8 protein-coding genes are annotated in these 24,998 nt (G+C 39.8%); all 8 read right to left on the reverse strand.

Translation table 11 applies throughout. From position 1 onward, the window contains the following. Window positions 1–4: 4 nt before the first annotated feature. Window positions 5–9,340 (reverse strand): non-ribosomal peptide synthetase, encoded by a 9,336-nt coding sequence (locus PTQ21_RS29005; RefSeq protein WP_274568067.1) that lies wholly within the window; start codon window positions 9,338–9,340, stop codon window positions 5–7. A 101-nt stretch (window positions 9,341–9,441) separates the two neighbouring features. Beyond that, entirely contained in the window at window positions 9,442–17,091 is a 7,650-nt protein-coding gene (locus PTQ21_RS29010; RefSeq protein WP_274568068.1) for a non-ribosomal peptide synthetase, read from the reverse strand. Beyond that, entirely contained in the window at window positions 17,088–21,461 is a 4,374-nt protein-coding gene (locus PTQ21_RS29015; RefSeq protein ID WP_274568069.1) for a MupA/Atu3671 family FMN-dependent luciferase-like monooxygenase, read from the reverse strand. The genes PTQ21_RS29010 and PTQ21_RS29015 overlap by 4 nt, the downstream gene beginning before the upstream one ends. Beyond that, window positions 21,452–22,495 (reverse strand): guanitoxin biosynthesis L-enduracididine beta-hydroxylase GntD, encoded by a 1,044-nt coding sequence (gene gntD / locus PTQ21_RS29020; protein ID WP_274568070.1) that lies wholly within the window; start codon window positions 22,493–22,495, stop codon window positions 21,452–21,454. The genes PTQ21_RS29015 and gntD overlap by 10 nt, the downstream gene beginning before the upstream one ends. A 33-nt stretch (window positions 22,496–22,528) precedes the next feature. After that, the gene (locus PTQ21_RS29025) at window positions 22,529–22,888 is read right to left on the reverse strand and encodes a TauD/TfdA family dioxygenase (protein WP_274568071.1); all 360 of its coding nucleotides are present in this window, start codon (window positions 22,886–22,888) and stop codon (window positions 22,529–22,531) included. A gap of 53 nt (window positions 22,889–22,941) precedes the next feature. After that, window positions 22,942–23,145, reverse strand: a complete 204-nt coding sequence (locus tag PTQ21_RS31545) for a TauD/TfdA family dioxygenase (protein WP_420800348.1) — start codon at window positions 23,143–23,145, stop codon at window positions 22,942–22,944. After that, window positions 23,142–23,426: a TauD/TfdA family dioxygenase gene (locus PTQ21_RS31550; RefSeq protein ID WP_079697379.1), complete on the reverse strand. Its 285-nt coding sequence runs from the start codon at window positions 23,424–23,426 to the stop codon at window positions 23,142–23,144. The genes PTQ21_RS31545 and PTQ21_RS31550 overlap by 4 nt, the downstream gene beginning before the upstream one ends. Window positions 23,427–23,526: 100 nt before the next feature. Further along, window positions 23,527–24,996, reverse strand: a complete 1,470-nt coding sequence (locus tag PTQ21_RS29030; RefSeq protein ID WP_274568073.1) for a serine hydrolase domain-containing protein — start codon at window positions 24,994–24,996, stop codon at window positions 23,527–23,529. Window positions 24,997–24,998 lie beyond the last annotated feature (2 nt).

Raw genomic sequence — 24,998 nt, forward strand, 5'->3', positions numbered from 1 at the left:
CTCCTCAAACTGTTGTGTTGTTAGAAACCTGGTCACAAACAGCCGATATCATAGCGACGTAGAGTTCGGTAATCTCTTGTATTGTTTGCTCACGTATTCTGGAGCTGCCGATAAATTGAATGGTTAGTCCTTCTTCATTTTCTTGTGCTAACAATGTAATATCGTATTTTTGATACAAGGAACTGGACGATTTCCATGTATATAAAATACTGGCTTCTCCATCTGGATAATGCATCTCAAAGTCATGTTTGTTTGACTTCGGATCATATCTTTTTTCATAGAGATAGCTCACCAATTCCTCCAAGCTTTCAAATTCAGGCAAGTGAACATCACAATGCACGATAGAATCTTCGGAAACCCCTAAATCAATGGAGATATTCTCCAATTGAGCATACTGATTCAGTGTATATACCCAAATAGCAAACGTAATATCTTGAATATCCACAGCCATGCCTTTAGCCATTTCATTCAAAATACTTACCTTCTCCTCAGCCAAAATCACCCGATACATTGCTCCATCCGATAATCCCATAGCGGCAAGGTCGCTTCCCAAAGTAACTCTGCTTGCCTCATTGGTTCGGGACCCTTCCTTACCCGTAACTGTGTCATCCAGATATTGAGCCATTTCTCGAAGGGTTGGATAAGTGAAATAATCCGTAATCGTCAACAATCCCGAGAATGCTTCATTTAGTCTGGCATGCAGCTGTATTAGCAGGAGCGAGTTACCACCAACCTCAAAGAAGTTGTCATGTCTGCTTATATGATGATGTTTTAATACAATGTTCCATGCATCAAACAAAACAGCCTCCGTTTGGTTCAACGACTCATTCTCCATTGGACGATCAATCAAACCCGTAAGATCCTCACGCAAGGACAACTCCAACTTATCAATCTTCCCATTAGCCGTTCGAGGGAATTCATTCAGGAATATCACATCTTCGGGTGTCATAAATGGTGGTAATTTCTGAGCAAGTTCTTTCTTTAATTGTGAATCTTCTATTGGCTCGCTCACATCCATGATGACATAAAGAACAAGACGTTGGCTGTCATCGGTTTTCTTCATTACTGCAACAGCTTGTGTAACACAGTCCATCTGCATTGCACTGCGTTCAATCTCTTCAAGCTCAACCCGATATCCCCTGATTTTCACCTGATTGTCAGTTCTACCCCAATATTCCAGTGTACCATCTGATAACCATCTCCCCCGGTCACCCGAACGATACAATAATTGATTTGGCAATTCGGTTACATGAACAAAACGTTGACTCGTTTTTACATCGTCATTCAAATAACCTTTGGAAAGGCCCTTTCCTGTTATATACAGTTCTCCAGGTACTCCAATGGGTACTATTCTTTCATGGTTATCCAGAATATAAACTTCCATGTTATCGATAGGTTTTCCAATGCGAATTTGTGTATCTTCTGCCTTGAATTCATGAACTGTCGTACAAACACTGCATTCGGTTGGCCCATATTCATTAAACAACCTCACGTCAGGGAATAATGCAAAATGATTGTTTACGAGATGCGCATGAACTGATTCTCCAGCTACAGTTACCGATTTAAGATAATTGAAATCCGGCTTAGTTTCCAATATAGCGGCATACATACTAGGGACCATCAGAAAATGAGTAATTTTATGTCGCTCTGCAATTTTAGTTAGTGCTGTAACATCCAATCGATCCTTCGACGACATTAATGTCAACGTTGCTCCTGACAATAATGCACAGAAAATATCTTCTACAGAACTATCAAAGGATAAAGAAGGTACTTGAAGTGTATTATCACCTAACCCAAACGAATAATGGTTTATTCTCCATTTCAGCGTATTAAAAATGGCTGCATGGCTTACCTTGACTCCCTTTGGATTTCCTGTTGATCCAGAAGTATAGATGACATAGGCTAATGCTTCGGTGTCCGGATAACTTCCAGAAATAGTCTCCGATACATAATCGTATTCGATATCCTGCACGTTAAAGCGCTGTCCCTGAAATTCTGCAAGCATCTTTGTGCTGGTTTGATTATCCGTCATCAACACATCCGTCATGCTATCATCCAGCATGTATTGCAGACGTTGATCGGGATATTCGGGATCTAATGGCAAGTAAGCTGCTCCCGTTTGAAGCACCGCCAGAATCGAGATAATCATTTCTGGGGAACGCTCCATCATCACACCCACAATCGTCCCTGCTTCAGCTCCTTTTAAAGCAAGCGCTCCGGCCACCGTCTGAGTACGCCGATGTAATTCGGAATACGTAAGTTGAATGTCATCGTGAATTAATGCAACAGCCTCTGGCGTATGCTCACACTGCTGTTCAAACCAGTGATAGAGTGTTATGGGTTGGGTTTCCTTCCCGCTAGAACGAATATCCACATTCAAATGTCTCTTCTCATGATCTGCAAGCATATTTAAATGTGCTATAGGCGCATTGGGCTGTCTAATAACATCGCGCATTAAATTCATAAAATGCGTCGATAGACGTTTAATCGTTTGTTCTTCGAAAAGATCAGTACTGTATTCAAAACAGAACGAGATCTGTTCATTTTCCTCCCAAGCAAACAGTGTCAAATCAAATTTTGAACTTCCCATTTCTGGACTTACAGGTACAATTGTTATGGAGTCTTGAATTGCAAGGCCCCCATCATCATAATTTTGCAAAGCAAACATAACATCAAAAATGGGGTTACGCGAAGTGTCCCTCTCCACATGGAGACGTTCAACCAATTGTTCAAAAGGAACATCTTGATACTCTAACATCTGAATGGTATTTCTTTTGACTGCTTCTATCAGTTGTGTATAGGTCATTTCTCCTGTAAGTGCAAGACGAAGTACTGTCGTATTTACAAACATCCCTATAACACCTTCCAATTCCTGCTGCTTTCTTCCAGCTAGAGGTGTCCCTATTAAAATATCTTCTTGTTGAGTGTAGCGGTACAGGGTTGATCCAAAGAGGCTAATCAGTCCCATATATAATGTAATTCCGTTCTGTTTACACAACTGTGAAAATTGGGATGATACGGACGAATCTGCCTCGAATCGAAAAGTTGCTCCTTTGAAGCTTTTTACAATTGGCCTTGGAAAATCTGTCGGAAAAGCCAGAACAGGCAATTCTCCAGACAATTGTTCCAACCAATACTTCTCCTGTTGAGCATAGGTTTCCGTTTGTAAAAACGCTTCCTGCCATATGGAATAATCTCGATACTGAATCTTAAGTGGAGGAAGTTCATGTTTTGCATTGTAAAAACTCACAAAGTCACGGATAAAATACTCCATAGAAATACCATCAAAAATAATATGATGGAAATCAAATTTTATTTCATGGCGCTCCATTCCCAATCGGACCACTCTTGTTCTAAATAATGGCGCAACAGATAAATCGAAAGGTTGTTCATATTCAGAGATATCCGACGTTTTGCACCATTCCAAAAATGGTTTAACACGGTCTGGATCATGAACCATTTGTACCAAACCATCCTGTTCTGTAAAATGAAAACTGGTTCGTAAAATTTCGTGTCGTTCAATCATTTTTCTCAAGGCAGACTCGAACTTTTCTTTCTCTAAGTTACCCTCAATAACAAAGTTTTCAACGATGTTATAAACGGTTCCATTATTGAATTGTTGAAGAAAATATAATCTCACTTGTGCAGATGTCAACGGGTAATGACCTTGGTTCTCGACAGGTTTAATTGCTGGAATAACTGGTTTTTGGCGGCTCACAACAAGTTCCGATAACATCTCAATTGTTGGATTGGCAAAGAACGATTCCAAACTAATCTCAACTTCGAATTTCTTTTTGATTCTGGAGAGGAGCATGATTGCTTTAAGCGAGTGCCCACCTAGATCAAAGAAATTATCATTGATGCTTATCTCCGAAACATTTAATAAAGAAGTCCACATCTCAGATAATGCCGTTGTCAACGTATCCATACGTTCTGGATCAGATATATCTGTGCTTTCCTTCGTTTTAAGATTGGTAGAAATCTGTTTTTTGGCGAGAGCTTTACGATCCACTTTTCCATTTAAAGTGTACGGAATTTCATCCATAATATATATTTGGTCCGGTATCATGTACCGGGGTAAATACAATTGCAACTCTTCTTCGACGTTTTTCAAAACATCTGAAGAGTTTGATTGAGTCGGTACTACACAAGCTATTAATGCATATCCACCAATAGAATCATTCTCAACGAATACTACTGACTCCTTAATATTTGGGTTCTGATTCAAATAATGCTCCACTTCGCCTAGTTCAATCCGATATCCTCTTACTTTGACCTGGGTATCTATCCTACCCACATATGCAAGATTGCCATCCGGCATTAACTTGGCCAAATCCCCCGTTCTATACATCCATTCTCCGTTTTCAAATGGATTTGGAATGAAGCGCTCTCTTGTGAGTTCTTCTTGTCCAATATACCCCATCCCAACTCCCAATCCGGAGATATACAATTCTCCAATCACGCTTAAAGGACAAGGATTGAGATACTTATCCAAAACATAGACTTTTGTATTGTCCGCTGGCACACCTATAGAAACGAATGGTGAATTGTAATCAGACTCCAACTCACAGATCATGCAACCTACGGTTGTTTCGGTTGGACCATATTCGTTATATATTTTGATTGTACCCTTACCATATATCGACTCAATATCACGAGCTAGCTTGGTTTCCAGAGCTTCTCCCCCGACAATGAAACGTTTAATGCGATTGCCCTCAAGTTCCATTTCTTTCATTAGCCGCAGATGGGACGGAGTTAATTTGATAATATCGACCAAGTTATCCTGAATGATCCGTTTGAGAGACTCCTCGGGTGGATCGTTGTATACGACAATGCTATTTCCTGTGATCAATGGTGTAAATAAAGTGGTAATCGTCAAATCAAAAGCGATTGAAGAATATAAAGGGAAGGCGATATCCTTTTCTCCGCTTACATACACCTTGGCAGCCCATAAAGAATAATTCAACAATGACCGGTGACTAATCATTACGCCTTTGGGTTGTCCAGTAGAACCTGATGTATAAATGATGTACGCTGGTTCGAGAATGTTAATTTCGGGTATAGCATCACACTGAGTTTCCACGAAAGGTTCCAATTCTGAATTTACAATCAAGTTGAATTTGCACTCACCTACTAATTTCTCAACAGGTTTATCGCTAATTAATGCAAAACATTGACTATCTTCCAAAATGTAACTGATTCTCTCTTCAGGATACATTGGATCTATTGGTAAATAGGCTGCTCCCGTTTGAAGCACCGCCAAAATACTTGCAATCAATGAAGAGGATCTTTCCATCATGATGCCGACAATTTTCCCAGCACTAGCGCCCCTCATTACCAATTGATTGGTTAAAGCATCCGCTTGCTGCATCAGTTCCCTGTAATTCCACTTTTCATTTCCTTCTCGTATTGCAATTCGTTCAGGATTTATCCTTGCCTGCTCTCTAATCAGATGATGTATTGGTCTCTCGAATGATAATGAAACTTCGTTACGGTTCAATTCGTAGATTTGCCAATTTTGCTCATCTGTAGAAAGAAGGCTATATGTTTTGATACATTCATCAGGTTTTTGCGCAATACGATCTAAAAGTTCAATAAAATGATTGGCTAATCTCTCTATAGTGCTTTGAGCAAATAACTGCGTGTTATATTCAAAGCAAATTGTCATGCTATCTTGATGTTCTGTTAACTCCAATGAAAGATCCATCTTTGAAGTTTTATTTTCGAATGCTACAGGTTTGATCGTCATCTCTTCGACTACGGTATCAAAGTCTTCCTTAAACTGATGCATAATGACCATGGTATTAAATATAGGATTCTGGTTGTTCATCCGATCAAATGAAATATTTTCTACCAGTTGGTGGAATGGATAGCTCTTATGCTCATATACATTCACCACGTTTTCCTTCACCTGATCTAGCAACTTCGAGAAGGTAACCTCGGGATCAACGTTTTGCCGAATAGGTATGGCATTAATCATCGGTCCCATAACCATATCCAGGTTGCTATCATCGCGTATAGATGAAGTTGTTCCTACGATAAATTCTTGATCTCCTGAATATTTGTTCAATAATACATAGTAAGCAGTAAGGATATTCATAAACATTGTGGTTTCATTTTTCTTGGAAAGCTGTTTAAGCATGTGTACGGTCTCGCCTTTAATCTCCTTGAAACATACGGAGCCTGTGAACGTTTGATGTTCGTTACGATCATAATCATAAGGTAAAGACAATTGGGGAAGAACTCCACCCATGTATTTCATCCAAAAATCCTTTAAATGGAAGTATTCAGAGCTATTCGTATGCTCTTTCTCCCAGTATGCATAGTCTTTGTATTGGATCATTTTTTCCGGAACATCTGTGCCATTATATAATTCAAATATTTCCTGAACCAAAATCTGGGAGGTTCGTCCATCTGCGATAATATGGTGCATGTCAAACAGGACATAGAACCGATCTTTATCCAACTCGACCACAGTTACCTTGAATAGCGGAGCATTCGCCAAGTCGAAAGGCTTCACAAATGAATCAATGAAAGATTGAAGCTTATCATAGTTAAGCTGATGCCAGTCTAAACTGAATTTTGTACTATCCACGATACGTTGAACAGGTTCATAATCATGCACTTCAAACTTGGTTCGGAGTATTTCATTCTTCAGGATTAATCTTTCCAAAGCCATATCCAACCGCTGACGATCCAAAGCACCTTTTATTTCAATGATCCCTGGCATATTGTATGCCGTACTGTCAGGATGGGCTGAGTGTATAATGAATAGTCTCTCCTGGACCAGCGATAATGGATAGAACGCTGCCACAGGAGCCGGCGATATTGGGGTATTCATCTCCTTTTCGCTGTCATCAATAAACTTTGCCAAATGATACAGCTCAGGTGTCGCAAACAATTGTTTAATCGATACATTTTTCTGGAATTCTTTATATATTTGACCGCTCAATACAGCCGCACTTAGAGAATGTCCGCCCCGCTCAAAGAAGTGATCCTCTCTGCCTACTGTTTCGATTCCTAGTACATTATTCCATATCGTTCCAAGTGCTTTCTCGGTATTTGTTATGAGTTCTGAATGCCCATTATCGGAAACTTCTGATTTCACCAACTGGTATAACGCCTTTTTATCCAACTTTCCATTGGCATTTGTGGGGAAAGACTCTAAAAATGTAAAGCTTTTAGGTTGCATATATGATGGAAGTTTTCCTTTAATTCCCTTTTCAAGCTCCATCAATGCAGAGTTATCTTTCATAACAAGGAACGCAAAAAGTTCCTCATTCTGATGTAATACCACCGCTTCTTTAACCTGGCTATGCTGTTGAAGAACCCATTCAATTTCGTTGAGTTCAACTCGATTACCCCGGACCTTGACTTGTGAATCTATGCGTTTAATAAATACAATGTTACCGTCAGCGAGCCACATCGCTAAATCACCGGTTTTGTACAATGTTTCACCTGATACAAATGGCGAAGGCATGAAGACCCTGTCAGATTCCGCAGGTTTTCCGATATACCCTTTAGCCAGTTTGTCTCCACTAAAGCAGAGTTCACCTATGACCCCAACAGGCAAAATTTCATTGTTAGGCCCAAGAATGTATGCACCAACGTTTTTTATAGGCTTACCTATAGGGATGGCGTTCCCCGGTAAGTCTGATGTCTCAACCACGTTATAAGCCGTTACCTCAATGCAGCATTCTGTTGGTCCATAACAATTAATAATGTTTGGCGCATTTTGTCTAAAATTTTCTCGAATCTCATGAACTAAAGATTCCTTTAAAGGCTCTCCCCCAATTAAAAGTAATTCTAAATGGGAATTCTGAAATAAATGAGGAGGACAAGACATTAATATGCGAATATGTGTAGGTGTACAATTCAACATATGAACTTCGTTATCCCCTAAGTATTCCATTAATAATCTACCGTCTCGTTGAGTTTCTTCAGATATGACTATGAGGGTATGTCCGTTAAACAAGCCATAGAATACAGCTTCCAAAAAAGCATCAAAAAAGTAAGGTGCAATCAAACCAATATGTTTAGGCTCTTCGTATGAAACAACATATTTACCATAAGCACTAGTGTGATGTATTAACATCTGATGTTCAAACAAAATGCCTTTCGGCTCTCCTGTAGTTCCAGATGTGTATATAATGCATGCACCTTGATGGACAGGAACAGAGGGGAATTCTTGATTTTTTTCATAAGCAAACTGTATTACATCCTCTATGATTAGGATCTTAGATTCAAATTGCTCCGTTTTGGAGACCATTTTTGCCGAGACAAGAGCCATTCTAGCCCCACTATCTTTATACATGTATTCCACTCTTCCTGCTGGAGATGACGGGTCAATGGGTAAGAAAACGCCACCCGCTTTAAGTATCCCCAACAAACTGGAAACGGTATTAACAGATCGTTCACAGATACAAGCAACTACCTCTCCTGGTCTCAAGCCTTGAGCCAGCAAAGCATAAGCGATATGATCTGAGCGTTCAGCCAGCTGTTCGTAAGTTAATGCTTCATCTGGATCTTGTACGGCTCTCCGCTGGGAAAACCTAAGAGTATACTTCTCAAACAACTTAGCTAGCGGTAATTCTGGTTCCTCCACTATTTTTCTTTCGTTGAACACATATGCTATTTGTGTATGTTCCTCCTGCGATAACATTGACAGTTCACTTATTCTGACGTCCGATGAACCTTTAAGTGAATTAAAAAGTAGTTGTTCATAATGACGCAACATCGCTCGCACTTGCTCTTCACTAAAATCGGCTTGATAAGCTGCGCTTATTGCCAATTCATCCAACGCGCTACTCATCCAAAGAACGATCGGATACTTTTGTGAGAGACTATCTATGCTGTTGCTTCCATGAAGAGGTTCATAGCCGATAATTACGTTGTACAGTGTGTCCATTGGCTGATTATTTTTTTCAACGAATGGAGGAATTGACGCATGTTCATACAAAGTATCAAGTTTACTTTTGGCCTCGATCAACACTTCTTTTAAACTAGTCTCGGCCTTCCATTCTTGAAAGTAAGGTAACGTCAGGCTCACTTGAGGGATTCTGTAATTAGATTTCATATTAGGAATACCAACGGCGGTACGTCTACTTCTTGTATACTGACCAAACATCGTATTCCATATGGTTAGAAGATAAGTAAATATTAATGAATCATTATGTTTACATTTTTGTTTCAAAAGCTCGACTGTCTGTTGATCCATTGTTCTTCGAACCAATCCTTGTCCTTCCGACAAGGTGTACGGGTGTACTCGCATGGTTATATCTGTAGCTGGATATGATTCGTTCCCCAGCACGTTTTCCCAAAACTGTTTTGCTTCATCCATGTTCTTTTCAGTAGGCACCATAATCCCTCGCTTTCTCCCATTTGATTAGTCGTCGACAATCATATTGCCGACGACTGTTACAATTACAGTAGATCAGTAGATCAAAAATCAAACTCGAATTGCTGCGTATTCCATTCGCCTTCACTCTCGTTCTGCTGCTTAATTTTAATCTGATTCAATTTAATATCATGATCATCTCGAACCTGGCTCGCAATCTCAACGAAAGTTTCAACTATATATTCGACCATATCCTTGCTGAATTGGGAGGTATCATATTCGACCTGAATTTCCGTCCCTGTAGGGCTCTCCAAGATTCCAAATGTAAGATCCATCATGGCGCTGCCATCATCCATAGTCTCATTAGCGACGATCTTCAATTCGTCAATATAGAACACAGAAGGCCGACACACTTCATAAGAAAACATGAAACGGAATAAAGGTGATCGTCCCGGAGCAGTAGCAATCCCAAGCTCTTCCACCAACTTATCCAACGGATAGAGCTGATGTTTCAATGCCTCCTGCATAATCATTTTTATTTGATTCAAATAGTCATTATAGTTCATACTTCCATGTGGCTTGCTGCGTACAGGTAATGTATTAACAAACATGCCCATGGTATCGGAAAATTCCTGCTCCACCCTGCCTGAGACTGGTGTTCCTACAACGATATCCTCAGATCCCCATAGCAAATGCAAGGTACATTTGTATAAGGTAAGCAGTACATTAAATAAGGTTGTTTTCTTGTCGTTTGATAAATCTGTCAAGTCTTCGAGGAGGGATTGGGGCAGGCTATATGAAACCGCTCCGCCTCTAAAGGACTGAACATGAGTATTTGTATTCAAGGCGATGGTAGGCTTAAAATCGCTAAAGGTCGTAAGCCAATAGTTTTTGTCAATGTCCAACATTTGTCGCTTGTAACGATCCGTTTCCCAATTCACATAATCATGATACTGGTATTCAATGGATGGCAATGTTTCTCCCCTAAGCAACGCCACCAGCTCACGTTCCAAAATCCCCATAGAGATTCCATCACTGATCAGATGTTGAATATTTATAACCAATACATGATGTTGATTCTCTATCCGTATTACTGCTGCCGAGAAGAGTGGTACTTCCCCAACAACATCGAAAGGCTGCAAAAACTGAGCCATTAACTGATCTCGCGTTTCGATTGTCGAATCAAACCAGTATAAAAAATTATCGTAATCTCCCATAAACTGCACAGGCATGCCTTTGTGATATCCAAAACGGTAACGCAATACGGAATGCCGCTCTATGATTGTTTTGAGAGCAGATTCAAGGCGTGAAAAATCAAATGCCCCAAACAAATCGAACTTACTTACAATGTTATACGACATCCCGATGTTAGGATGTTGACTCAGTAGAAAGATTCTGTTTTGGGCTAAAGATAATGGATAACGAGCTCCGGTAATTACATTCGTCGCTATAAGTTTCTCTCTGTTCCTTCTGGACGATTTAGCAACTTCATTTGATAACGAAGCAATCGTTGGATTATCAAATACATCTTTGATTGTGAAGTAGATCTGATATTCCTTCTGCAAGAAATCCGCCAACTGCATAGCTTGTAACGAATTTCCGCCTAATTCAAAGAAATCATCCTCAATCCCGAATCCCTGCTTCTCCAAGAGATCAGACCAATAAACGGATATCTTCATTTCCATTTCGTTCCTTGGTAGAGTTATGGGATTCGCTTCCATACATTCGGCTAACTCAATCAACTTTCGACGATTTATTTTGCCGTTTAATGTAAGGGGAAATGTATTTAGATGTACATATTTATAGGGCACACTATAAGAAGGAAGTTTTTGATTAAGATGGCTTTTAAGCTCTTCGATTGGCAGCTGTCTCTGCGAAACATAAAAAGCACACAAGTAGTTATTTGGGTGTTCTCCCAATGGCAGAACCGAAGCTCCTTCAATCTCAGAATATTTCAGCAAATTTTCTTCAACGTCTGATAATTCTATGCGATATCCTCTTATTTTCACTTGATCGTCAATTCTACCAACATACTCAAGCTCCCTCTCAGACGACATTCGCATTAAATCTCCAGACTTGTACATTTTTTGATTCGCAGCGAATGGGTTGTCCAGGAACCTCTCTTGGTTGAGTTCTTCTCGGTTCAAATAACCTCTTGCAACACCTGCTCCACCCACATACAGTTCGCCTATTCCACCTTGTGGAGAAAGCTGTCCATCTTTATTCAGCAAATATGTGCTCAAAGTAGGAATCGGTCTTCCAACACTTCGATTATCCGTAGCCATCTCCTCATGTCGAAGTTCCTTATATGTTGTAAAAACGGTTGTTTCTGTGATCCCATAAATATTTAAGATCTTTATTTCGGGATAAGCTTCATGAAAAGCAAGTAACCTTATCGGGTGAATCGCTTCACCTGAAGAAAGGACATATTTCAAAGGCAGATCCACGCCTTGCCCCAAAATGACTCTAATTAATGCATACAAAGCTCCCGGAGTTTGGTTAAGCACGGTTACCTTCTCCCGAATTAGCAACTGCAAAAATTCACGGTTATCGTACACAGCCTCGTTTGGAACAATGACCAATCTGGCGCCTTTGAGAAGAGCCCCGTACATTTCCCATACTGAATAATCAAAGCTCAATGCATGAAACAGGGCCCAGACTTCCTGCTCATGAAATGGGAAGAACGGTGCTTCATTCTCAAACAATCTAACGATATTGGCGTGTGTGATCATAACTCCTTTAGGCTTGCCTGTAGTTCCAGATGTATAGATTAGGTATGCCAGATGTTCAGGTGTAGGGGCAATCGCCGGATTTGTTGTATCTCCGTTCTCATAAATCTCAACCAGATCACTCAAGCTTATTTTCTTTCCGGATGCATCGAATGCATCCCATACGTCAGATGGTAAGTCAGCGATAACAAATTCTGCACCGCAATCCTCCATAATGTAACGAATCAAATCATCAGAATACTTCGTATTAATGGGTACATATGCTGCCCCGACCTTTAGGATAGCCAGTATGCTGACGATCGCATGGATAGATCTGTCCATATGCAAGGCAACGAAATGCCCAGCAGATACGCCCTTGTTTAGTAAAGCATTGGCCACTTGGTTGCTACGTTCGTTCAGTTGACGATACGTAAGCGCTTCAACTTGATCGTTAACAGCAATATGATCAGGTACTGTTGCAACCTGTTGTTCAAAAAGATGCTGAATCGTCTTGCCAACAGGGAATTCCATCTGTGTACGATCAAACTCTCGGATGATATCGTCCACCTCTACTTGTCTCATAAAGTTAAGATTAGCAATTTTCTCATGAGGCTTTGACAAGATATCTGCAATTAAATGAACGAGATATTCACCGTGTTTTTCAATCGTATTTTTTGTATACAGACTGCTATTAAACTCAAGTTTAATTAACATGTCATCTGTATGTTCGAACACTTCGATCAGTAAGTCGAATTTGGCATCACCGCTCGGAACGACGTGTTCAACAATATCATCATGTTCATTCATTTGATTGTCTGCATGTGTCCTATTTTGCATAATAAACATGACGTCAAAAATAGGATTGCGGGATCGCTCCCTCTTGATTGAGAGATCGTCAACAAGCTGATCAAACGGATAATCCTGGTGTTCAAGATCATTCATTAATGAATCCGTTACTTCATTCAAAAAATCGGTAAATGTCTTCCCACCAGATGGGTAATTCCTTAAAGCGATGGTGTTTACAAATAAGCCCACACTTTCTTCAAAGCCGGGCTGAGTCCGTCCTGACACAGCTGTACCCAATAATACATCTTCTTGTCCGTTATACTTGTATATCATCACGTTATAAGCGGCCAGCAATACACTAAATAAGGTCGCGTCTTGACCCTTCGCCAATTCTCGAAGTGAAGCAGTCATCGCAGCGTTCAGTTCAATCCAAACAGTCTCGGCTTTTCCATCTTGTTCCGATGTTCTTGAGTAGTCAGGTAATAAAGTAAAATCTGTTCGTTCAGCCTCTAGTTTTCCATACCAGTACGCCTGATCGTCCCGAGATTTCTGCGATTTCATATAACTTTCAAACCATAAGGCATAATATTTATAAGAGCTGTAATTTGCTTCTACAGGCTCGCCATCATATAAAAGAATGAATTGATTGATTAAATTCAAGTTTGATATGCCGTCAGTTATGATATGATGCATATCAATAAATAAGTCAAAGCACTCTTCGGTTACTTCAAAAACAGAGACTCGCAGCAAAGGAGCATCATTCAAATCAAAACTTGTTATCCATTCGTCATCAGCTGGCTCAGATTGCCACACATGTACATTGAAATTCCACTCCTGCAATATGCTTGCCATGATGGTCCCATCCTCGACCGAAAAGCGTGTTCTTAGAATCTCGTGTTCTTTCAACAAACGATGAAAACAAGTCCGAAGCCTACTAGTATCCAACGGTTTATTAATCCTAAATTTCCCAGAGATATTGTACTTTGTACTGTTCATGTTCATTTGGTGCATTAGGAACATACGTGTCTGAGCAGGTGTCAACGAATATTGCGTAGACGTTGCTTCAAACATCGGTTCGAGTTCTTCAACAGAGGAACCCTGAACAAGTTTGTGTTTGATTAATTTTGCAAAATCGGCGGGTGTAGGATATAGAAATAACTCTTTGAGTGTTGCATTGATTCCCATTTCTTTTTTCAACTTAGAAATGAAGTTAGCCGCATATAGAGAATGCCCTCCAAGCTCGAAAAAGTGATCCTGTGGCCCAATGCCCTCAAACTTAAAAATCCCCTCCCATAGATGAATGATTTTCATCACTTCAGGATCTCGAGTAACTTGTTCTGAACTACCACCCGTTACATTCATTCGCTCTAGTAGATGATGTTCCACCTTACCACGATCAGAGAGAGGAAACTCCTCTAAAAAGACTATTTTTGTTGGCACCATATAAGGAGGTAAAGTCCGTGAGGCCCATAGTTTCAAGTCATGGTCCAATATCTTTTTCCCCTCAGTTACAACAACAAATGCACATAGAAATTTTCGATCTTCGGTATCTTTCAATAAGACAGCGACTTCTTCTATAGCATTATGAGATAACAGACATTTTTCGATTTCTTCCAATTCAATTCGATAACCATGCAGCTTTACCATTCGATCGTTACGGCCTAAAAAATCAATATAACCGCTCGATAACCATTTAGCTTGGTCTCCTGTACGATACATTTGTTCATTATGCAAAAAAGGATTCGGCACAAATCTGGACCGGCTCATATCCGGCAAGCGTATATAACCCGTGGAGAGGCCCTCTCCTCCAATTACGAGTTCTCCTGAAATGCCAACTGGCTGCAAACGATCATATTTGTCCAGAATATATGCCGTTTTATTCATCATTGGTTTACCGATAGGCGTAGTTTGCCAACTCTTGATCTCATTCAGGTTTACTTTGTAGTACGTTGCATCCACACAACATTCCGTTGGACCATATACATTAAATACTTCCAGATCTTCCTGCCCGTATAATTGAAACAAGTCCTCCAGCAACTGATGAGGCACCTTTTCACCACCAATTAATAAGCGGCGCAAAAATCGTGGTTGTTTGTTTTCAAAAAGAACAGATCTGATATAACTAGGACTGCCATTCATCATTTGAATTGCATGATTATCAAGGAAGTGAAGTAATTGCTCCTGATTCAAACGTTCTTCGTTTGTCGCAACGAATAGGGTGTGACCAAGCAATAAAGAACCGAAAATCTCCTCTATGGATTGGTCGAAGAAAAATGGCGCAAGCTGAGCCACATTTAGTTTCTTCTCAAAGGGTGCATATATTTCAAGAGATAGACCTCTTACTAGGTTGATAATACTCTTATGTTGCATCTCAACCCCTTTGGGCCTTCCTGTTGTTCCGGAAGTGTAGATAATGTAAGCTCCGTCATCAGACAGAACTGGATAAGTTAAAGCGCTCGGTTTTTGGTCCGAATCGGAAAGGGAAGCTTTGTCAATAAACAGACAGTTCATTCCTTCATAATTCCTGTCTTGTGCTTCCCAAAGTTTCTTCTCCGAAAGCAATAATTGAATACCGCTATCCTGCATAATATATAGATTTCGATCTTCAGGCGCTTCCGGATCCAAAGGAACATAACGTAAGTTAGATCTTAATATTGCCAGAGCACCAATGATGAACCATTCATTACGATCAAACAACAAACCCACTGCCGTTCCCTTAAGCAACCCCATTGAAATCATTTCATTGGAGAGATTGGTTGATTCCCTTAGAAGTTCTCTATAGGTCATAGTCCGTTGTATACTGACTACAGCAGTTTCATTAGGATGAGCATTAGCCTGTTGTTCAAACATATGAAAAACGGATGAGAACTCCGGCATGCTAGTAAGCTCCTGCCTACTCAATAACTTCCCTTTTTCCTGAGCAGTCAACATATCAAAATCTCTGATCAATTCCGTTTTTTGGTCAGCTACCAATTGGACAATTCGAAGGAAGTGGCCTTTAAACAAGTTGAGCAACTCCCAATCATAACGGTTACGATCATAAATAATGGATAGCTCAGCATGGTTAGTATATATATCAAATATCATTTCTAATGGATAGTGTGATTTTGAAGCAAATGTCACATTACTCACATTCATTCCTGTAATTTGATCGTTAAGATCATAAGAAAATTGATCCTCAGCAGGAATATCCCCATGATTATTAAAAATTAAGATGTGATCAATTAAATCCTGAGAAATTTCGCTTTCCCCCTGAATTTGGTGCAGCGGATAATATGAAAACTCTCTCGATTTGAACATGTCATTTTGAATGTTTCTAAGCAAATCTACCAGAGTTGTATTTGAGGTTGATATCACTCGCATTGGAATCGTGTTTAAGAATACCCCTAAGGCATGTTCGATATTCTCAATTCCGGGATCTCTAAGTGAAGTGACCAATCCGTATACAACGTCCTCCGAATTAGCGTATCGTTGTAACATCATTGCCCATATTCCTTGGAACACTACGTTAATCGTTACACGATATGCAGCAGCAACGGATTTTAAGTTCTTGAACAATTCTGGATCAACTACAAGTTTCAATTCTTTATACTCGGATATAACATCTTGATAATTTCTCTTTGGAATTGAATAATTGGAATCGTAATTGGCCAAATAAGAATTCCAATAATCGGATGCTCCCATCCAATCTTGCTCATTCAACCATTGAATGAAATGGGCATCTGGCATTCCCAACAGCTGGATATCCGTTCCACGGGCATGCAACACATTGTCATAATTAACCAAAAGATCCCTTAACAAAATTTTGAAGGAATAACCATCAATGAGTATATGATGATAACTGCAAATCAGTTTAAATGAGTTGTCGCTGGTCGAGAGGATAGAAAATCGTATGGGCGCTTCTTCTGATACCACAAAAGGCTTTGTACGGTCTTCAACCAGCAGCTTACATAAGAGGTCTTCAACATCGTCTCCCTCCAGTTTGGAAGCATCCATGTGATTCACTCTTGTGAATCCTTCCTTCCTGATTATCCTTACCACTTGATCAAGATCTTCATGTAAGAAAGTAGTTCGCATTACTTCACACCGTTTCGTGATGCCGTGCAAAGCCTCTATAAATTTATCGTATTGGAATAGTCCCTCGATCTGAACAACAAACTGTTCAACATATGTCCCATCAGGATGTTCATCGTTAATAAGATGGAACATCAATCCTGCCTGTATTGGGGGGACAACATCTATTCTTTGAACATCACTCATGGATGTGAACCTCCCATTTTTTTATTTTCTTGAATGATATGTTCCACCTGTTGCAATTGCTCATTATTTAATTGACCATATTGATAATGACTTCTCCGCTTGCTGGAAGGCACTTTTTTGCCAGTATCTACGCTAGGTATCGTACTCCGTCCAATACTGTTTTTGCTCGCAATGAGACTTTTAATGGTAGAGCGTTGGAATATATCTTTCACATCAATCTCATAATCTTTTTTCTTCAATAGTGCTACAACACGCATAGCTTTGATAGAATCTCCACCGAGTGAGAAAAAGTCATCAGAAATACTGATTTCATCACGGGCAAGAACCTGCTTCCAGACTTCAGCGACTAATATTTCTTCCTCACTTTGGGGAAGAACGTTCTCTTCCTCCACATAAAATTGCCGCAAATCCATTTTTTTTGCTGCACCCCGATCAATTTTGCCACTTGTGTTGAGGGGGATATCATCAACGAGAACAATGTTCCTTGGAACCATATACCGTGGTAACCGCCGATATAATATTTTACGAATATACTCTTTGTTAAGAGGTGGTTGAACAACAATTAGGGCGTTCAACACTGCATCTGACCCTTCCTGGAATTCACCTTCGAACACAACGGTTTTCACAACTCCCTCAATCGCACGGATGAAAGCTTCTATTTCCTCCAACTCGATGCGATATCCAGAAATTTTTACTTGATTATCTTTTCTTCCGAGGTATTCAAGCGATCCATCGGACCGTATGACTCCAAGATCTCCAGTTCTAAAGAACTTTCCTTGTTGTTGTCGCAGGTCAGAAGGAAGGTAAATAAATTTTTCGTTCGTTAGTTGCTCTCTGTTCAAGTAACCTCTCGAAACGCCACCTCCACCAATTACAATTTCACCTTGAATGTAAGGGGGCAAAGGTCTGAGTTTTTCATCCACCACATAGATCATTTCGCCGGGTAATGGGTTTCCGATCGGTATAAAATCACGCTTATTCTGCTCCACATCCAATAACGCCGACCAGATCGTTGTCTCCGTAGGGCCATAAGCATTTATGATTCGGGCATCCGTAATATGACGGAGCTTGTGGAACATTTCCACTGGAAATGCTTCCCCACCAATAATGATTGTTGTCAGAGATTTTAAAAATTCGTGTGATGATGAATCATTTAGAATATGTTGTAGCCGAGAAGGAGTGGTTTGAAAATAATTAATGGGTCTCATCTTCTCCTTATGAACTTGAAGCTTCTCATATTCTTTGAAACTCTTCATCCTTAATTCGTTTAATCGTTCTAACCCTTCCAAGACTTTTACAGAATCAATTCCAAAATCAATCAGGCTTGCAATTTCATTGACTCCGATATGAACAAGCTCGTCTACCATGACTTGACATGTCTCTACCGTTCCAAACAATGCTGCTTTATTCCAATATCGTTTAAAAGCAAATTCATACATTTCATCTTCTGACTCAATGTTAAAATCCTCGTGGAGTTTATCAATCAATCTTTGAACAAGTCCGGCACTAGAACGCAAATAGTTACAAAACGGCTCTTTAACTATTTTCTTTACTTCCTCAAGTTCATCACCCAAGTAAGTATGGATCATCAGAGTTACCTTGCCTGTATCTGGAGAAAACCCCGATTCCAACAGGGATTTCCTGTAAATATCGATATTACTCCTTAACGTTTCCAAGTCTTGTCCTAGTAGATGTGTAAGTACGTTAGCACCTATTTGCCCAGCCTTCTGAAATGTATCTGGATTTCCTGCAGATGTGATCCAGATCGGCAAGTTTTCCTGAACAGGCTTGGGATATACACGCAGTGATGTGGTTTGACCTAATCCATTGATTCTACTAATCTCTCCACCACACCATAATGTTTTGACTTCTTTTATTTGTTTGTACATGTGTTCCTCTTTGTTCTCAAATCGTTCCGGTGCCAAGCTAAAATCGTCTACATGCCATCCTGATGCAAAAGATACTCCTACGCGACCAGAGGAAAGCTGGTCAATCATGGCCCAGTCTTCAGCGATATGCAAACTGTCTTGTAAAGGGGAGACAATGCTGCCCGCTCGAATATGGATTTTTTGAGTGACAGCTGCTATAGCAGCACTGGTTATCGCAGGATTAGGAAACTTCCCACCGAACTCATGAAAGTGACGTTCAGGCGTCCATACTGCTTCAAAATCATGTTTATCTGCAAAAATGGAAGATTCAAATAACAATTGATACTCGTTTTCAGGCTGCTTATCCCGATTGGCATTACCAAAAAAGTAGAGGCTGAAATCTAGTTTGCGGGACGTATTTAAGTAAGCGTCGTAACTTTCAAATTGTTCATGGTCATCTACTTTTAATACAACCTGTATCCCGTTACATAAAGTCCATAACAACTCCAGAACGGAAATGTCAAATGAAACGGTCGTAACCGATAGTAAAGCATCCTTCGTACTCGGTTTAAAGTAATCATTTAAACTCTCAAAAAACTGAATAACGTTTCGATGCTCTACCATAACGCCTTTTGGTTTTCCTGTTGAACCAGACGTATAGATGACATAAGCTAGTGAGCTGACATCATGGATTCTTGAATCCATGATTATAGAACTCGAACTCGAAGAAGAATGCCAGTCTTCTAATGTAATAAGCCTCATGGGGAAGTCATAATTTTCAGGGATTGTATCCGTTACCAAGGCGATCATACCACTATCCTCAACAAGGTATTGAATGCGCTCTTCGGGCAATGTCGGGTCAATTGGTACATAAGCTGCACCGGCTCTTAACACACCCAAAATAGCAATAATTAACTCAGCCGAACGTGGTAAACATATTCCTACCCTATCATCTGCTCTAATATCCAATTGATTGTGAAGGAAGTTAGCAAATGAATCGACCCTTACTTTTAATTCTGCGTAGGTAAGAATATGGTTCTTATATACCAACGCTACATCCCCTGATTTCTCCACGCAAATTTCATCGAAGATTAAATCTAGTGTTTTCTCCTTGTAAGCACGAATCGACTCTAGGTCTGATAAAGGTTTCTGATCCAGATTCTCTGCTGTCACATCAGGTAAATACCAGAGCTTCTCCAACTTCATCTGAGGGTTGCTCAACATTCGGTTTAATATATGGATAAACTGATCTGATAATCCTTTTATGAATTCATCTTCAAAAATCTCTCTATTGTAGCTGAAATTAAACTCAACATCTCTTTCCGATGGCGTAACCGTTAGTGTAATATCGTATGGATTAGTCTCATGAACCTCATAATTCAGGATAGAAATGTTATGATTTTTCTCCATACTTTCTATATTCATAGGGTAGTTTTCAATGACCACAACGGTGTCAAACAAACGATTTATCTTCCCAAAACCTGACCATTCATGAATTCGAGTCAAAGGTGTGTGTTCAAATGCAATGCCATCATGGAAGCGACCGGCACACTCCTGTAATACCTGCTGTACATTAACATCAGAACTGTGTTTGAACCTAAAAGGGATTGTATTGATAAAAAGTCCTATTGTTTCATCAATAGCTTCGACTTCCATATTTCTTCCGGAAACAGCCACCCCAAACAGCACATCTTCACTTTGTGCATATTTCTGAAGCAAGATTCCCCATGTAGAATAAACAGCCATGGCCAGTGTACTTTGAATGGTAGAAATGTTATGCATAATCGAATCTTTATTATTTTCGCCAAGATTGATTTTATAGTTTGTGAAGGAATCTATATTCTGATTATGTTTCTTAAATAAGGAGGTCTTAACTGCTCCATCTAAATAGCTCGTCCAGTAAACGCTTTCCGAATGACTGCTCGTATGTCTTAAGGCTTCAATGAACTGGCTGTATTTTGCTTTTTCTTGAACTACGGAATAGGTGTCGTCTTTTAACAGATGTTTATATATTTCTAACCATTGCTCCATAAAGAGCATATTGGACCAACCATCCATCAGAATATGATGAAATGCGACGACGATATGCCATTCTTCCTCACAGGTTTTTAACAGACCTATATGAAGAGGAGCATGCATAATATCAATTTTTTCGCGCAATGACCCTAATAGTTCATCAACACCTTGTGGATCTTGAGAACCGAGTTGATCACTCCATACATTGGTGAAATGGAACGGCACATGATACTCCTTTAACACTATACGTATAGGTCTTTCTATTTTTTTCCACCGAAAAACGGTTCTCAACGTGTCATTTTGAACTGTTACATGATCTAATGCCCTGCGAAGAATCTCTTCGTCTAGGAATTTAGCTTTGATGTGATAATGGTATATTACATGATGCTGCTGTGGATTAATCATATGCTCAAAAAGCATCCCTTCTTGCAGAGGGGATAGATCTGTGACCGTTTCCACATTTTGCTTGGAAATCTTCATGTCCATGTCGAAACACCTACATTATTTTTCATTTTAGGCTGTATCAACCTAGATTCAGCACTCTTTCTACTATCTCTCGACTTTCGAAGGTCTCGTGTAATATTGATGCGTTTGAGCCAACGATCTCTGCCCGCATATTTGGGGCTGAATGGTTTTCTTCCATGGACAGCACGATAATTATCAACAAACAACATGTCTCCCGGTTTCAGTGAAATATCCATAATTGAATCTTCTATCTGGGATACGATATGTGCCATAGCTTCTCTGGCTAAGTCATCTTTCTCATCTATAACTCCCATAAAAAACGGGTCTAGCCTTATATAGGGAGAGTCGTAGTTACCGAATAAAATAGACAAAGGCTGCTTCGATGAATAATTAGCTTCAAATTGATCAAAAATTTCTGATGAATCTTGTACCACATTATTTTTGCTAAAGTGAGATTCATCAGGCAAAATATAAAATCTCGGCTCAAACAAAACATCCTTGTACTTCTTTTCCAGATTTAACATATCTATAGATGCATAAGTTGTTGCAACTGAATCCGGATTCCGTAAACAAAACAAACCGAGATAATCAGCCCGATACTCATGAAAGGCTTCTTCTGTATGCCACCAAAGTAACGAATTACTCCCTGAGCCCAACTGCTCATTCTCATCTCCCTTTACAGGAAGTATATTGTGAATGTAATATCCTTGTTGCTGGGTCCCCCATCCAAACAAATCTCCTAGAATCGACCCACATAACGAAAAAAAGATTTCTACCTTTCGTGTTAATTTAGGATCTGGCCGTTCTCTCCAATGGGAGGGTGTTAGACCGATATCATCATCATTAACTGGGAATCCGGATATAACGAGATGAGATTGTTGTTCCGATTGTTTAAAATCAATTAATTTCTTCTTTAGTTCAAAAGGTAAATTATATCCCCATAGAGCTGCCTCCATTAAGTAACGGTCCGTCTCAAGATCCGTGTCTGCGGGAATAGATTCAACGAGTTCATAGATCTCATTGAGTTCACTAGCCGAAAGAATATACCTGTTCATTGTTATCATCTCTCCTTTGATTAGGTCCTGGATTTATACGTTATAGGGTTCAGCCATCGCAACGACAATTTTTCTATCTCCCTTAAATGTTTTTCTGCCGTGCGCCATGAGCATATTGTCCAACATGAGGACATCTCCCTCTTGCCATGGAAAGACTATACTGATTTCCTCGTACAGTCCTTGGATTTCATCAATTAAAGAATCCGGAATTGTGCTACCATCTCCGAAATACGTATTGCGAGGAAGATTGTCATAACCCCGTTCTTCTATAAGCCATTCTCTGGCCTCTAAAAGCAGACTAGAGACATGAAATAAATTAGCTTGATTGAACCAGACCTTTTCCTTAGTGAGGGGGTGAATGGCTACTGAATCACGAACGGTTCGCGTCCGCAAATGATCTTTAGATATCCATTCGAATGCAATCCCATTTTTTTGGCAATACTGTTCTACGATCTTTTGGTTTTCTGACTAGAAAACATTTTGCCAAGACAAATCCAAGATACCGTCGAATTCCTTACACACATTACTTGCTTTTCGATAAATTGTTTTTTAATGGATGCATCTAGCTTCTGCAATAACTCTCTACTGTCTGCAATCGGAGTTTCCCCACCTACCTCGGCATTGATCTGGCAAGAAAACCATATCTTCATAGGCCATACTTTTGAATAAAGCTTTCATTATGCATAGGTATACACTGGTCCTTAGGATATTCAGTGGAAGTATAGATATTATCCTGAACCTCAGTTCGTGGTGTAGATCGTTCCTTATACTCTAACAATTCTGAACTGAAAATTTGCGTGATTTCACTAAACTCTGAGATCGATGCCTTGGGGAAATTCCGAAACAAAACGCCTCCTCTTTGTAGCAATACCTCTTCTAATTCCTTCTTGTTCTCTGTAACCCATTGATTCAGTTTGATTTCTTTATCCATGGGAGTATATGTGTAGAGTGATCCTGCGGTGTATTTAATATGGAATTACCAATGCTTCTCATAATGATAAACCTCCTGATTTCATACGTTTTTCGAGAACTTAATCTTTTCTTTTTGGAAATAGAATGCTATATCCCCCGCAAAGTAAACATCCCCCTGCAGCTACGACCATGAAGATTGCACCCACAACCAAGCTTGAAGGAGCCCAAACGCTCAGGAAACTCCAGGGATACCCGTGATATAAAACAGTAGGAGATAAGTAGATGGCCACAGTGAAAATTGCATATCCAACAGATAACAACGTCAGTTTAATTCCCGCATTCAAGGATGGTTTTTGGAAAGATCTATGCTTGTCCTTATACATTCGAGAACAGAAGAATAATGACAGCGCGATCACAAGCAAGCTCAATGCAAGAAGCACTCTCATCACATTATTTAATATTAGAAATAGATCTACTTCGGATGGAGTCGGCGTGTTCCCTAATAAAATTTGCTCAATTCCCATAGCTATTGAAAATACAGCCTCTGAATTCAGGTTGGCCATCACGGTTACCCCTATTTTTTTCCCTTTATTCAATAACATGTAAGATGAAAATCCCGGATTTGCTCCTGAATGTTCAAGTTGCTCACCTTCAAATGAATAAATCTCCCATCCAGCGGCATATGGCGCTCCTTCTTGTATCCCCTCCAGAGTGCTATCCTTCATGTGTGATTCCAAAATGACTTCACCAAAACCAGGTACATTGACCATCCCCAATTGGATCTTCATCCACTGACGCATATCCTCAGCATTGGACACAATGTATCCAGCTGGCGTATTCCCGCGATAGGATGGTCCGTCATAGGAGGCTGCGCCGAAAAAACCTAACTTATGTCCAGAAGCCATATTTTCCTCTGACTGAACTTGTGCCTTAGGAAAAGTATTCAATAATCCCAACGGATTGAATATATTTTCTATCATGTATTCTTCGTAACTCATCCCCGAAACTTCTGCAACAATGAGACCGATAATATCGTAATTCAAGGTTGCGTATTCGAATATTTGCCCTGGCTTGTTGACAAGTTGTACAGGTACCATTTCCATCAGCATTTGCTTCAAGGCATCAGCATCATTGCTTTCAGGGATTAGAGTTATGGAATCAGTAGGAATTCCGCTTGTATGGTGTAACAATTGCCGAATGTTAATGTCTGATTCGGTGCCATCCAAAACGGCCGTGAACCAAGGCAAATGTGCTGTTACGTTATCATCCAGGCTAAGCTTGCCCTGTTTAACCATGTGGAGTAATGCAAGCCCGGTAAAAGCTTTGGAATTGGAACCAAGTTCAAAAAGCGTCCTTTCATCAACGGCTTTGTTCCCAGAACTACGAAATCCATAACCTGAACTATATTCAAACTTATCTAAAACAATAGAAGCTGATAATCCAGGAATTTTCAATTTTTCCATTTCCCTATCAATAAACATATCAATAGATTTTTCAAGATTATGTGTTGAGGATTCAGCATACCCAACATAGTTATTACTCAAAAATACAACTAGAATTAGTAAGGTAAACATACGACGGAATTTCATAT

The sequence above is a fragment of the Paenibacillus marchantiae genome (assembly GCF_028771845.1).
GTDB lineage: Bacteria > Bacillota > Bacilli > Paenibacillales > Paenibacillaceae > Paenibacillus > Paenibacillus marchantiae.